Source organism: Nitrospirillum amazonense (assembly GCF_029594735.1).
GTDB classification, from domain to species: domain Bacteria; phylum Pseudomonadota; class Alphaproteobacteria; order Azospirillales; family Azospirillaceae; genus Nitrospirillum; species Nitrospirillum amazonense.
In genome coordinates this window covers 325,655-339,471 of sequence record NZ_JARPAF010000001.1, presented here as the reverse complement: position 1 = coordinate 339,471, position 13,817 = coordinate 325,655, and the positions used below count along the sequence as shown (strand labels likewise).

Here is a 13,817-nt window from a genome sequence, read left to right as displayed (position 1 = left end):
ACCCCACGATGACTTACGATTTACTCATCACCCTGGCAAACGCCGCGATACTCTGCCTCCTGATCGGGCTGTGGCTTAAAACCCATTGGCGAAGCCAGACGTTCAAGCGCATCTATTTCGATGCCTCCCCCTTGCCCATCCTAATTGAGGACTGGTCCGGCGTTCAGTCCACCCTGGCAATCTTAAAGGCGCAAGGGGTAACCGATGTCGGCGCTTACCTCGCGGCTAACCCGGAGTTGGTGCTGGAGTACAGGAAAAGCCACCGCTTCGTGGATGCGAACGAAGCGGTGCTGCGCCTATTCGGCGCCAGCAGCAAGGCGCAGTTCATGGAAATCGCCCCCCAGCTGCTGCCCGCCAGCCTGGAAAGCAACGTTCGCGTCTATCAGACGCTAATGGAAGGCAACCTAACGGCCCAAGGTGAGCGCGTGCTGCACACCCTGGATGGGCGGGTGGTGCCAATAATCTGGCGCGCCACCTTGCCCCCGTCCGGCGACGCCAGCCGCATTCTATTCTACGCCTTCGACGTCACCGATCAGAAGCGGGCTCAGGAAGCGTTGATGGACGCCCGCGTTGATCTGGCGCACGCGGCGCGCGTCTCGACCGTCGGTGAGTTGAGCGCCTCCATCGCACATGATGTTGCCCAGCCGCTGGCGGCCATCTCCGCGTCGGCGTCGGCGGCGGAACGCTGGCTGGTCCGAGAGGAGCCCAGCGTGGACAGGGCCCTTAATGGCCTATATCAGATCCGCCAGAATGCCCAGCGGGCCAACGATGTCGTCGGCCGCATCAAGACATTTTTGCGCAAGGCGCCAAAGCGCAATACAGCCAGTATAGACGCCCTAATTCGCGACGCATTGGAACTGATCCAGAGCGAGGCTCACCGGTTCAACGTCAAGGTATGCACCGCGCTGGAACCAAGCCTGCCCCCCATTCGAGTGGATGAGGTGGAAGTGAAGCAGGTAGTCATAAACTTGGCGCTCAACGCCATGCAGGCCATGGTCAACGCCGGGACCAAGGACCGTCTCCTGACCGTGACCGTAACCGACAAGCCGCATGATAGGGCCGTCGAGGTCCAAGTCCGCGACAACGGTCCGGGTATCGCTCAAGACATCATCGGACGCATATTCGAGCCCTTCTTTTCCACCAAGGCTGATGGCATGGGCTTGGGCCTGGTCATCTGCAAATCCATCGTCAACAGTCACGGCGGAGACCTGACGGTGGTGAGCGTCGACAATCTTGGCACCGTCTTCCGTTTTACCCTGCCCCACGACCAGGAAGCGACGCCCCGCCAGAGCCCGATCGGCTCAGGTGATGTCGGCTGAGCCTAGAGCGTTCTGCTTGAAACCGGAATCGATGGGTTCCCTTTGAAGGCTGGATGTGATTCATCTTTATCGGAGGTGGATCATGGGCAAGCCGTATTCAGAAGACCTTCGGGAACGTGTTGAGGCACGGATAGCGGCGGGACATTCTCGCCGGGAAGCCGCCCGTCACTTCGGGGTCAGTCCGAGCTTCGCGGTGAAACTGGCGCAACGTGTTGCAGCGACAGGATCAGTGGCGGCTCCTCGCCAGGGTCGTCCGCCTGGCAATGGCAAGCTGGCCGAGCATCTGCCCCGGCTGATCGCGTTGGTGGAAGCGCAGCCGGACATCTCGATGGCGGAACTGGCGAAGAAGCTGGAAGCGGCGACAGGCCTTGTCGCCCATCCGGCCTCGCTGTCGCGGGCGCTGACGAAAGCGGGGTTCAGCTTCAAAAAAAACGCTGCTGGCATCCGAGTGCGAGCGCGCTGACGTCCGGGAAGATCGCCGGGTGTGGCGAGCAAAGCGCCAGCCTCGCATGCGTCAGGAGCCCCACCGCTTGGTCTTCATCGATGAAACGGCGACGACCACCAAGATGACCCGGCTACGAGGCCGGGCGCGCCGAGGACAGCGCCTGAAGGCTCGGGCCCCCTTCGGTCATTGGAAGACCCAGACCTTCGTGGCCGCCCTGCGGAGCAATGGCCTGACGGCGCCCTGGATCATCAATGGCCCCATGGATAAAGCCGCCTTCGAGACCTATGTCGAAACCCAGTTGGTCCTGGAACTCAATCCCGGCGATGTCGTCATTCTCGACAACCTGCCCAGTCACAAAAGCGAGAAGGCCAAGGCCGTCCTCAAGAGGGCAGGTGCCTGGTTCCTCTTCCTCCCGCCCTACAGCCCCGACCTCAACCCCATCGAGATGGCCTTCGCCAAACTCAAGGCTCACCTCAGGCGCATCGGCGCCAGGACCATTGACGACCTTTGGAAAGCCGTCGGAAATATCTGTGACCTATATGACCCTGACGAATGCTGGAACTACCTCAAAGCCGCAGGCTATGCGTCCGATTAAAAGCAAAATGCTCTAGAATTACACACCGAGACAGACCGTTAGCATGTTTCCAACACCTCTGTTCATGCCGGAAACACGCTCAACCCAGTTCCAGCGCTTTCACTTTCTGAATGAAGTCGGACGAATTCGTGGCGCGCAGCTTTCGGAAGGCGCTGCTGCGATGCATTTTCACCGTAATCTCAGCGATGCCCAACTCATGCGCGATTTGCTTATTCAGCAAGCCCCGATCGACGGCTTTCAGGATTTCCACTTCGCGCGGCGTCAGGTCGTTGGCCAAGCGTCGCAGCTCCATCAGGCGATGGTCGCGCGTCCAGCGGTCCCGATCAACCCTCAACGCTTCCCAAACCGCGTCTATTAGATCCTGGTCCCGGAAAGGCTTGGGTAGGAAGTTGATCGCTCCCTGCCTCATCGCACGAACGGACATGGACACATCGGCATGAGCGGTGATGAAAACAATGGGCAGGCACTTGTTTGCCGACTTCAAACGCGCCTGCAGCTCCAGCCCGCTTTCCTCGGGCATGCGGACATCCAGCACCAGGCAGCTGGGCCTATCAGGGACGCCGGCGGCCAGGAAGGCGGCGGCGGAGCTGTAACCCGCCACGTCCAGGCCAACCGACTGGAACAAGTCGACCACGGCGCCGCGCAAGCCCTCATCGTCATCGACCACCACGACCAGCGGCTTCATATGGGACGCCTCATTCGGTGCCGGACACAACATGTCAAAATACCCCCAGAATCTTACCGCAAGGTGCCATAGCCGGAGCCCAAGCCTCAATGCTGGTGGGCAAGGGCCCTCGCCCCCCGACCATGAGACCTCCCCTTCCAGCTTGCCTCTACCCCAGAGAAGAGCCCCTGCTCAGTGTTCAACACGGCAGCGGACAACATGCCCCAGGCGGTTAGAGATTCACCCTCATACTCGAGTATACGTGCATCAAGATTCCAGTAGGTTTCAACGCGTCGATTGGTATATACGGCCCGCACCGTCCTTACGGCCCCGGGAATAGATTCACCGATTTACAAACGGGAGGGCCACGCCGCCGGTGGTGGGTGGCCCCCCCCTCGCCCGCCGCTTCAGGCGGCCGTCGCGCCTCCGGCATCAATTGCACGGTAGTTGACGGCTTTGGTCACATCGGCCTGGGGGTTACTGATCGCGCCGGTATAGCGGCCAACGATACGGCCGCCGGACACCAGCGCCGGATGGTCATGCCCTACCAACAGAAAACGGCAATCGGATAGCGCGCGCTTCAAAGCACGCTTTTCCTCCAGGCTGGACATGGCCCGGTTGGCCGTGATGGTCGGCTCGTGCGATGCCTGGTCCAGCAGGGGATTCACCAACTGGTCATCGATATTGTAAGCGATATCCCCGGCGATGTTGACCATGCCCTCATCCGTTTCCACCAGAACTGAAATGGAACCCGGCGTGTGGCCACCGGACAGCCGGACGGCTACTCCGGGGATAATTTCCTCTTCAAACGAACCGTCCACGTCGAACAGGCGCAGCGCCCCCCGCGTGTGCAACCGGTCGATCAGGTGTTTGGTATCCTCAGCGGTGTACATGCCCGGCCCCATGACGCCGGAAGCCGCAAACTCGAGCTCCCGCCGTGCCAAGGCCACGGTGGTGGTCATAGGGAACTGGTCGTCGGCCCCCACATGGTCCAGGTGGGCATGGGTATGAACGATGTGCCGAATGTCCTTACGGCGCAGGCCGTGCTGCGCCAGATGATGATCAATGGTCATCTCCGGCGTGCGCACGCAGTCCATGCCGAACGCCGCGAACGCTTGGGGATCGCGGGGGCCGCTGTCCACCAAGATAGGTTCTTGCCCGCCGGTGATCAGGAAGCCCAGGAAGGGAATGGTCGTTTTCACGCCGGGCGAGCGGAAGAGCACCAAGCCGGAGGCGTCCATCGTCAGGTCGCCCAGGTTGATGGGATGGATCTTGAGAGTCATGTCGCGTCTCCAATTTTTGAAGGATTTCACAAGATTTGAACTATTTAGTTCAAAATACTCACGATAGTGGGATATTGGGGCGGCCAGGTGACATGCGCCGAGGCAAGACCGTCAGGACCACAACCACTACGCAGAGCCCCGCCATGAGCCCCGCACCGGTCAAGGTGGCGAGACCCAGGGTCGCGATGGTGGCGAGATGGCCAAGGCCCAGGGCTGCCAGGCCAGTGAACAGATACGCCAGCAGAAAGACGGCGGACGTCATCCCGCCGCGCACGGCCTGTGACGCCACGGCGTTAATCATCGCCAAGCCGCCATAGACCATCCAGGCGTACCCCATGCCTGAGGCTACGGTTGCCGCTAGAAAGCTGGTCAGGCTGTGCGCCAAAACCGCGACGGCCAGGAACGCCATGCCCGCCAGGGACGCGACGGCCCCCATCGCAATGGCGATATCCGGACGCAAGCGCCGGGCGAGTAAGCCAACCACCCCCAGGGTGATGGCGAATAACGCCAGAGCGGCCCCATTGACCAGAGCGTTATCGGACCGGACCAAATCCCTTGCTACCTGCGAGCCAAGCGAAGCGATCAGGACACCGTGGAAATAGGCCGTCATCACCGTGAACGCGGCGAAACCGAAAGGTTTCCTAAGGCCGGGCGGCACCCGCGGCAAGGCCGGACGCCATCCGGAAACGCTTCCGGGATTGGAGGCTTGGCGGGGCAGCAGAAATATACCGGCCAACAACATCAGCAGCAGAGCGAACAGCAACCAAAAGCTCAGACGCATCGGGGCTGGCGCATACTGCACCAAGGCGCCGCCCACCAGCAGCGCGGCGGCGAGGCCCGCAGCCTGGGAGGCCAAGGTGGCGGCCCCGGCCTTGACCACACCTGCTCCGTCCTCGGCAAAATCCACCAGCGCGGCGGCCGACGGTCCAGCCGACAGGCCGACCCCGATGCCCATCAATGCGCGTCCGGCAAGAAGCATCACCACGTTGTTGGCCAGCGCGAATAACAGCACCCCAGCGGCCGAAGCGGCCACGCCGTACAGCATGGCCAGCCGACGGCCCACCTGGTCCGACAGGTTGCCGAACAGAACCAAAACCGCGACCACGGTAACCGGATAGACGGCGAAGATGCCGGTCGTCACGCTCGGTGTCAGATGCCAGCGCCCGGCATACAGCGGATAAACCATGGCCGGTGCCGCGCTGGTCCACAGGGTGTGAGCCACCACACCGGCCGCGACACGGAAACCAGCCTTGCTTGAAAGCGCGAAACGCATGGCATTGCCTTTATGTCAAGAGCCATCAATTTAGAACCATTTGGTTCATATTCCTGGAGCATCAACGAGTCAATGGGATTTTGAACTGATCAGTTCTATTTCCGCAGGCGCATACATATTGAACCACCCGGTGCAAAACCCTATGTTTTCGCCATGGCTAGACCGAGAAAATTCACCCGCGACACCGTCCTGGATCGGGCTGTTCCCGTCTTCTGGCGCCAGGGCTATGCCGGCACCAACGTGCAGGAATTGGAACGCGCCACCGGCGTCAACAAATCAGGGCTGTATACGGAATTCGAGGGCAAGGAAGACCTGTTCCTCGCCGCCTTGCAGCGCTATCTCGATACCGGCCCTGCCCTACGCCTGCTGGACCAGCAGCCGCTGGGATGGGCCAACATCGAACGCTTCCTGGCTGAAGCGCCGTTCGTCATGGCCGCCCAGCCCGGCTGCTTCGCCGTCAACGTCACAGGCGAGGTTGACTGTCTGCCCAGCCGCGCGGCCGACATCATCCGTGCCTACAACCGGCGCCGGGCGGATGCCATCGCCCGCAACGTGGCCGCAGCCCAACCGGCGCTGGATGCCCGGGTGACGGCGGACATGATCGCCGCTTTCTTCATAGGCACCTGCATGGATGTCAATCTGGATGCCGACCCGGCGCCCCATCGGGCCAAGGTCGGCATCCTGATGTCCATGCTGCGGAGTTTATGAAGGTCAGACGGGTATGGGATTGGCGGCCAGCATGGCGTTGAAACCATTCACCAGCGCATGCTCGCCCGGGCCGGGATTGTTGCGGAAGTCGCGTGCTGCGTCGACCACGACTTCTTCGACCTCAGTCACCAGACCAGCCATGGTCTGATCGATGAAAGCGTCCAGCGGCATGGCGCGGGGATCGTCGCTTTTCTTGATCAGGTCGGTGTTGACCCAAGGCGGAGCGATTTCCTGCACCCTCACCGACGTCTCGCGCAACATGAACCGCTGCGACAGCGTGTAGGAATGCAGCGCCGCCTTACTGGCGGAATAGACGGCGGTGAAAGCCAACGGCACATAGGCCAGGACCGAGGTGTTGTTGATGACGGTGGCGCGCGGCTGCCGCTTCAGGTGCTCGATCAGCGCGGATGTCATCCGGATCGGCCCCAGCAGGTTGGTGGTCAGGATGGCCTGACTGACCGCATCGTCCACCACCGTGGCGGCATCGTCGAACGGCATGATACCAGCGTTGTTCACCAGAACATTCAATGCCGGATAGTCGCGGACCAGGGTGGCCGCCGTCGCCGTGATGCTGGCCGGATCGGTGATGTCCATCCGGATTCCGGCCATGCCGGGATTGGCGGCAGTGACCTCGTCCAGCAGCGCCTGGCGGCGGCCGGCGATGATGACTTGGTTACCGAGCTTGTGGAATGCCTCTGCCAGGCCCCGGCCAATGCCGGAGGTGGCGCCGGTGATAAAGATGGTATTTCCGGTCATTTGCATGATGTTACTCCAGGAAAAGGCGGCCGCTGGGCGGCCATTTAGCTTGACCCTTGCCTTATGGCGGTCGCCGTCGGCGGGGAATGAGATGGTTTTACCCCGACCGACATCCGTCCTAAATGCCACGTACCCGACAAAAAAGGACATCCGATGCGCCTACCGTTTCAGCGCCGTCATAGCCGCCTTCTTTGATCAAATGCCGGCCCCGGCTTCTTGAACGATTAAATAACAAAAAGCGGAAAAACGCCGCGAATTGAGCGACACAGACAAATCATATACCGCAGCATATAAATAAAGATTCTATGTATGGGTTGTTGCGTAAATATATCCCAGTCAAAATCGTCGAGCGTCTGGATTTATGAAAATTCCGCGAAATACGCGAGGAATTGGGTCCTAGCCGCACCTTTTGCCCCCGTGCGGGCCCCAACCGATCAGAGGACTGACTATGATGTTTTCGCGCGCCGCGGCGGCTTTGGCATTCGTCGCCGGCTGTCTTGCCCAGGCCACCTCGGCATCAGCCCAGGCCGCGCCCAAGCTGCCTATCGTGCGCGGCAGCGCCAACCTGCAGGATCGTGGTGAATATATCGATCAGTTGATTGCCGACTTCATCGCCAGGAATGGGCTCCCCGGCCTGACTATGGCGATCGTCCAGGCGCCCTACATTCCGCGATCCGCCGGCTATGGCAAGACCAGCCTTGACCATGACGAACTCGCGTCCACCCGCACGATGTGGAATATCGGGCCCATCACTCAAGCCTTCACCGCCGTGGCGATCATGCAGCTCAAAGAGCAAGGCAAGCTCCAGCTGACCGATACGATTGGCAAGTTCGTCGACGACCTTCCAGGCAATTGGCGCAGGGTGACCCTGCTTGAGCTGATGCAACACAGTTCCGGCATCCCGGATTACCGTGACCTGCTGGACGACAGCCGTAGCTACACGCCGAATGAACTGCTCGCCCTGGCAGCGGGCAAGCCCATGCTATTCAAGAGTGGTACGGAAGTCCGGCTCAGCGCCACGGATTCCACCCTGCTCGCTATGGCAGTCGAGAAGGCCAGCGGCATGTCGTTCCATGACTTCGTGTGGAAATTCCAGATCGAGGTCGAAGGGCTGCCCGCCACCATGTTCGCGAGCGACCTCGCGACCAAAGCTGCGGTTGATAGACCCGACCCGATTCCGACCGACGACAATCAGCACCAGAAATTCAAGTCCGATGCACGTTATATCAACCCGGTGGAGCCCGCGACGGGCTACCGTTCCGCCAACGGGCAAATGATGGCGCTGAAGCCCCAGGCCTCGGCCAATCTCTTCGGGTTCGGCGATCTCTGGTCGTCAGCCGAAGATATCAGCAAGTGGGACATCGGCCTCGCCGGCTCCACGCTCATCAAGGACGCGGCCGACCGCGACGTCATTTATAAACCCACCAGGCTCGCCAACGGCACCGTGGTGCCGGCGATGGCGGGATGGGAGTTCACCCATCATCCGGGATTCATGGAAATCAAGGGCAATTCGCCCGGCTTCAGCTCGTACCTCAGCCGCTTCACGGAATCATCCGAACTGGTGTGCGTCACCCTTCTGACCAACAAGGAGGGGGTTGATTTGACCGTTTTGGCCCGCGATATCGCCACCGCGTACAAGGATGATCTCGGCCCCGACATCTATCGCCGAAGCATCGTTGCCCAGGAGAGCAAGTACGGTCCGGCGGAGACAATCCAGCGCGTCAAGGCCATTCTTGCGGAAGCGAAGGTTCCGGTTTTCGCCACCTTTGACCATGCTGCGAACGCCGAGGGCGTTAGCGAAAAGCTGCGACCGACAACCGTGATTGTTTTCGGCAACCCGAAGATGGGCACCAAGTTGATGCAGAAGCAACAGTCACTTGGCATCGAGTTGCCGCTCCGTGTCCTCGTCTGGCAGGACGAGATGGGCCGGACCTGGATCGGGCATCCCGACCTTGACGCGCTAGTCACCCGCTACGGGGTTGAGGATCCGGCAACGCTGACCGCCATGGGCAAGGCGCTTGAGGCGCTGGTGAACCGGGCCGCCAATGTCTACACTTATTGAGTGAACGTCGATCATGCCGGATGTGAACCGACGTTCCGCGTTTCTCACGTTTGGCGCCGGTGTCGGCGCAGTGGCCGCATTGCACGCGGCCACTGTGTCGGCGGCCCCGACGTCAGCGCCGGGAATGACCCATATCGCCGACCTGACGCAGCGTCTTGCTGCCGCGCCTCGCCGCCGCGACTTCACCACGGTTCCCTTCATGCTGGATCGCATGGAGCTATGGGACCACGAAGCTTCAGCTCTTCTGCTCGATTACCGCGGTGGTCCTAAACAGGTGTGGGAAAGCAGCGACATTGCCGCCGCCTGGCCCAACCTCATTCGTGAATCGCTCAATGGGCAACAGTTCGCCCACGGCAATACCGACTTTCTCGCGGTCTCGGCCACCCACGGCACCGCCCACCTCGCGCTTTTCAATCAAAGCATCTGGGACAAGTATGCTCTTGCCGGGAACACTGGCGGCAGGTTCGCACGCAATGATTTTATTATTGTACCACCGGACGTATCCCCTGCCGATGATCACCAAAACGTGAACGGCTTTTACGGCCCCGGCAACAACAGCATCATCTCGCTGCAGAGGCGCGGCGTGGTCATGATCGCTTGTCACGATTCTATCCATGCGATCGCACGCGGACTCGCCAGGCAAGGATCAAACGCCGACACCATCGCCGCTGATCTGACCAATAACCTCATTCCGGGGGTGGTCCTGGTCCCCAGCGTGGTGGCGTACCTAGTTGAACTGCAGCGAAGCGGCTTCACCTACGCCAAGGCCGCTTAAGCCGGACTTGCGCGGAACGCGCAGAGCCACACGTGCGTTCCGCCGAATGGCCCAGGGTGTGATCGGTTCGGGTGATATCACCTGATCGTGCAAACCCTCTTTGTCATGACCAGGTTAAGAGCAAGATGCGGGCGGCTATAGCCGGTCCAGCAAGGCGAACGTGGCCTTCAGGTGCTCGGCCAGGGGGCGGGCGGTGTCTGGATGGGCCGCGTGGTCCAGACGCCACCACCAACAGGGGCCAGGACCGCCAGTAACAGGTCGGCCATTGTCGCGAGCTGAACCATTCGCGCCTCAGCCTGAGCGGTCAGGACCTGCATCTGTGTGGTTAGCGCGCTCAGTCTTCAACGCCGCCACGGCCGCCTGCAACTGCGCGGCCTGCACGTTCAGGGATGCCGGAAAAGGGGGATCCACACCATCAGTTCACAGGATCATACCGGCCTCCGATATTCTTCGTAGGCTGCGGTGCAGAACTGTCGAGCCTGCAGGCGCGATCTTTGACGCGCAGCCCGGCGAGCAGATCCGAGTGCGGCACCCCTTCCTTGCGCTAGGTCAATGTCGCCGACCAACGATTGACCCAAGATGCTTAACGATGGCCGCCGCGATGATGCGTTGATCAGCCAACCGTCAGCCTTCCAGGTTGCCTGCCCCTCGACCCAACGGAGGAGAGCGTGCCGGAACCATTGCCTTTGCCGCATGACATTCCGCAGGCCCCAGGCGGCTTCACGGAGGAAATCCTGCGGGATGGCGCGTTTGGCCGCCTGCTGCGCTTCCATGTCACCGGCGACCGGGAGCCCGCGCCCCTCCCACGCACTCTGCTGGTTGCGCCGTTATCAGGCGTGAACCCTCGCCTCCTGTATGACATGGTCGCGGATTTGGTGGCAGGGACCGACCTGCACCTGCTGGAATGGCGTGACGCGGCGGAGGTGCCCGCGGCATGCGGAGGCTTCGGCTTGCCCCACTGCCTGTCGCAGGTATTGGAAGCCGTCCAGGATCTGGGAGAAGAGGTCAACCTGATCGGTCTGTGCCAGTCGGCCCTGCCGGCCCTGGCCGCCACCGCTCTGCTGGCATCCAGCCGGACCTTGGCCAAACCGCGCGGCCTGGTCCTGATCGGCGGCAAGATCGATCCCCGCGTCAACTCCACCCCCGGTGATCGCTTCGCCATGACCCATTCCCTGGACTGGTTTCGCGAGCATGCGATCACAGCCGTTACAGCCGGACGCCCCGGCGCGGGACGCCCGGTCTATGCCGGGACGACGCAAGAAAAGGTGCTGTGGTCCTACGTGAACCGCCACCTCGCCGACGGATGCGACATCATCACGAAGGCACTTCACGATGATGGGAGCGATCCCAAGGGACACCCCTTCCTGCCCAGCCTGGGGGCCCTGATCGACGTGCCGGCGGAGTTTTTTCTGGACGTCATCGGCACCGTCTATCACGCCCATGCGCTGCCAGAGGGTCGGATGGTCTGGTTTGACTTGCCGGTGGACGCCAGGGCCGTACGAGACACCGCCCTGCTCACCGTCGAGGGTGGCCGGGACGATATCGCCGGCCCCGGGCAATGCCGGGTGGCCCATGACCTGTGCCCCGACATCCCCCAGGACAGGCGCGGCCACAGCCTTCTCCCAGGTGCCGGGCATTTCGATCTTTTCCATGGCACTGTCTGGCGTGAGCGGGTCCGACCGATGGTCAACGAGTTTCTGCACCGGCACCTATAGCCGAGGGCCTGTGCATGCGGTTCATGGATAGACGCGACGCCGGTCAACGTCTGGCAGGCCGCCTGGCAGACCTCAAGAACGGGATCACCGTGGTCCTGGCCCTGCCTCGGGACGGCGTACCCGTCGCGTATCAGGTCGCCCATGCCCTGGACGTGCCATTGGTGCTGATGCTGGTCCGCAAGCTGGAGGTTCCCATCGAGCCTGAAACCGCCATGGGCACCTTCGCCGAAGGTGCCCATGGCGGCAAACCGGTCGTCGTGCTGGTTGAAACGACCTTGTCCGCCCCACGGATCTCCCCAGCCGAGGTGGACAGGATCGTCGCTGGCGAGATACGGGAACTGGACCGACGGCACCGCCTGTTCCGGGATGGCCGGCCCGCCCCCGACCTGAACGGCAAGACCGTCATCCTGGTGGACGATGGTATCGCCACCGGCGCCAGGATGCGGGCGCCGTGCGCGCCGCCCGCCAGCGACACATCGCGACGGTGGTCGTCGTTCCCGGCGCCGGGCCAAGACTTCGCGATGCCGTGAGATCGCAGGCTTTTTAGAAAAATCAAGTAATCATGGCAACCATCTCGACTTGATCCAACTCAAGGTGCCGAACCAGGCATTCCCCTAGAGTTCTATTGGCGGCTGGGCGGTTTTGAGCCTCTCAAGACCTTGAGCAGTCCATCGAAGAACCGCCGCGACCACATGTCTTCGTCGCCGCCTGGATTTCTGTTCGTGTGACACCGCTGCCTCGTCGGCGCGGGCCTCCAATCCATGCAGGAGAATTGACCATGCTGAAAACCTTCTCGGTGCTCTTGATCGGCAGCACCTTGCTGGCCGGCTGCACCTCCTTGAGCGAGCAGGACAAGGCCCTGCTGGCCAACACCAAGGCCGTCGCGGAACAGGCGCAGGCCACGGCGGCGGCGGCCAAGGCCGCTGCCGACCAAGCGGCCGCCAGTGCCGCCCAGGCCGCCACCGCCGCCCAAGCCGCCGCCGCCGCCGCGCAGGAAGCCGCCGCCAAGGCCAACGCGGCCGCCGACAAGATCGACAAGATATTCCAGCGGAACCTGCGCAAATGATCAAACCCCGGCCGGGCCGGCCCACGCGCGGCCGGCCCGCTGGCTGGCCGACGGGCTGGCCCACGGGCTGGCAACGCGTGGGGGTGGCCACCCTGCTCGCGCTTCTCCCCCACTGGCGCCCGGCGTTGGCCGCCACCTTGATCGGCGAAACCGCCGCCTATCACATAGAATCCCCCAGCGAAACCTTGATGGACATCGCCCGCCGCTTCGACCTCGGCTATGTCGAGTTGCGCGCGGTGAACCCGGACATCGACCCTTGGCAGCCCCGCCTCGGCGCCCTCGTGCTGTTGCCCCTGGCGCACCTCTTGCCGGATGTGCCACCCGCCCCCGCCCGCCAGTCCCTGATCATCATCAACTTGGGCGACTTCCGCCTGTACTGGCTGCCGGCCAAGGGGGAACCGACCAGCATGCCCATCGGCAGCGCGGCGGACCCCTACCCCGAGCCCCTGGGCGAAGGCCATATTCGCGGCAAAAGGGTCAATCCGGTTTGGACACCGCCGCCCACGGTTCGGGCGGAGCATCCCGACCTCCCCCCCTCGGTGGGGCCGGGGCCGGACAATCCCTTGGGCGCCTTCGCCCTGGACATGTCGTGGCCGGCCTATGCCGTGCACGGGACGAACAAGCCCGATGGCGTGGGTCGGCGCGTCAGCCACGGCTGCATCCGCCTGTATCCGGAGGACATCGCGCGCCTTTTCCCCCAGGTGGGCATAGGCACGCGGGTCGTGATGGTGGACCAGCCGATCAAGCTGGGATGGATCGATGGCGAGCTTTATCTGGAGGCCCATCCCGACCGCGACCAGGCGGATGAGATAGAGCGGAACGGCACCTTCGTCCCGCACCTGTCGGCCCAATCGACCATGGACACCCGGTTGTGGATCGCCCGCCTGGCGGGCGACGCCGTGGACCGGGTGGATTGGGGACTGGTCGACGACATCCTTTCAAGTCGCAACGGCCTGCCTGTCCCCATCCTGAAGTCTCCGGACACGGCAGCGGCGGGGGAGCAGTCCCCACGACGATGATGACCGGTGCCGTGAAGGCCACCACCAACATCCTCCGACTGTTCCATTTGCGTACCTCCTACGGGCGCGGGCCTTGTTGACTTGCATCAAAGCGGGCGTGCGGGATGACGCCAATACTCAAACCGTGCTGGCGACCC

The 13,817-nt window shown here is 62.3% G+C and carries 13 protein-coding genes; 9 read left to right on the top strand and 4 right to left on the bottom strand.

The window, feature by feature from the left end; all coding sequences use genetic code 11:
• The first annotated feature begins 8 nt into the window (after positions 1-8).
• Together P5F91_RS01250 and P5F91_RS01245 are read left to right on the top strand one after the other, a co-directional pair.
• Positions 9-1,319 (top strand): two-component system sensor histidine kinase NtrB, encoded by a 1,311-nt coding sequence (locus P5F91_RS01250; RefSeq protein WP_277906220.1) that lies wholly within the window; start codon positions 9-11, stop codon positions 1,317-1,319.
• An 82-nt stretch (positions 1,320-1,401) separates the two neighbouring features.
• A protein-coding gene (locus P5F91_RS01245; RefSeq protein ID WP_145616784.1) for an IS630 family transposase occupies positions 1,402-2,359 on the top strand; the annotation gives its coding sequence in 2 pieces (ribosomal slippage) (positions 1,402-1,724 and positions 1,723-2,359; 960 coding nt in all).
• Between the two features lie 79 nt (positions 2,360-2,438).
• Here P5F91_RS01245 and P5F91_RS01240 read toward each other — a convergent pair.
• From P5F91_RS01240 to P5F91_RS01230, 3 genes are all read right to left on the bottom strand, one after another.
• The gene (locus tag P5F91_RS01240) at positions 2,439-3,044 is read right to left on the bottom strand and encodes a response regulator transcription factor (RefSeq protein WP_277906219.1); all 606 of its coding nucleotides are present in this window, start codon (positions 3,042-3,044) and stop codon (positions 2,439-2,441) included.
• 386 nt (positions 3,045-3,430) lie between these two features.
• On the bottom strand, positions 3,431-4,306 hold the full coding sequence (locus P5F91_RS01235) for an N-acyl homoserine lactonase family protein (RefSeq protein ID WP_277906218.1): 876 nt from the start codon (positions 4,304-4,306) through the stop codon (positions 3,431-3,433).
• Between the two features lie 58 nt (positions 4,307-4,364).
• Positions 4,365-5,579, bottom strand: a complete 1,215-nt coding sequence (locus P5F91_RS01230; RefSeq protein ID WP_277906217.1) for an MFS transporter — start codon at positions 5,577-5,579, stop codon at positions 4,365-4,367.
• Between the two features lie 153 nt (positions 5,580-5,732).
• Between P5F91_RS01230 and P5F91_RS01225 the strand changes: the two genes are divergently transcribed.
• Complete coding sequence (locus tag P5F91_RS01225) at positions 5,733-6,287, top strand: TetR/AcrR family transcriptional regulator (protein ID WP_277906216.1); 555 nt, start codon at positions 5,733-5,735, stop codon at positions 6,285-6,287.
• 3 nt (positions 6,288-6,290) lie between these two features.
• Here the strand turns inward: P5F91_RS01225 and P5F91_RS01220 are convergent, their stop codons facing one another.
• Positions 6,291-7,193 (bottom strand): SDR family oxidoreductase, encoded by a 903-nt coding sequence (locus P5F91_RS01220; protein ID WP_277906215.1) that lies wholly within the window; start codon positions 7,191-7,193, stop codon positions 6,291-6,293.
• A gap of 298 nt (positions 7,194-7,491) precedes the next feature.
• Between P5F91_RS01220 and P5F91_RS01215 the strand changes: the two genes are divergently transcribed.
• The 6 genes from P5F91_RS01215 (at position 7,492) to P5F91_RS01190 (ending at position 13,680) form a co-directional block, all read left to right on the top strand.
• On the top strand, positions 7,492-9,105 hold the full coding sequence (locus tag P5F91_RS01215) for a serine hydrolase (RefSeq protein ID WP_277906214.1): 1,614 nt from the start codon (positions 7,492-7,494) through the stop codon (positions 9,103-9,105).
• 13 nt (positions 9,106-9,118) lie between these two features.
• On the top strand, positions 9,119-9,880 hold the full coding sequence (tetH, locus tag P5F91_RS01210; RefSeq protein WP_277906213.1) for a thiosulfate dehydrogenase: 762 nt from the start codon (positions 9,119-9,121) through the stop codon (positions 9,878-9,880).
• Positions 9,881-10,548: 668 nt separating this feature from the next.
• The gene (locus P5F91_RS01205; protein ID WP_145613750.1) at positions 10,549-11,595 is read left to right on the top strand and encodes an alpha/beta hydrolase family protein; all 1,047 of its coding nucleotides are present in this window, start codon (positions 10,549-10,551) and stop codon (positions 11,593-11,595) included.
• Positions 11,596-11,618: 23 nt separating this feature from the next.
• Positions 11,619-12,125: a phosphoribosyltransferase gene (locus P5F91_RS01200; protein WP_277906212.1), complete on the top strand. Its 507-nt coding sequence runs from the start codon at positions 11,619-11,621 to the stop codon at positions 12,123-12,125.
• Positions 12,126-12,373: 248 nt separating this feature from the next.
• The gene (locus P5F91_RS01195) at positions 12,374-12,661 is read left to right on the top strand and encodes an alanine-zipper protein (protein ID WP_145613748.1); all 288 of its coding nucleotides are present in this window, start codon (positions 12,374-12,376) and stop codon (positions 12,659-12,661) included.
• Complete coding sequence (locus P5F91_RS01190; protein ID WP_277906211.1) at positions 12,658-13,680, top strand: L,D-transpeptidase family protein; 1,023 nt, start codon at positions 12,658-12,660, stop codon at positions 13,678-13,680. The genes P5F91_RS01195 and P5F91_RS01190 overlap by 4 nt, the downstream gene beginning before the upstream one ends.
• Positions 13,681-13,817 lie beyond the last annotated feature (137 nt).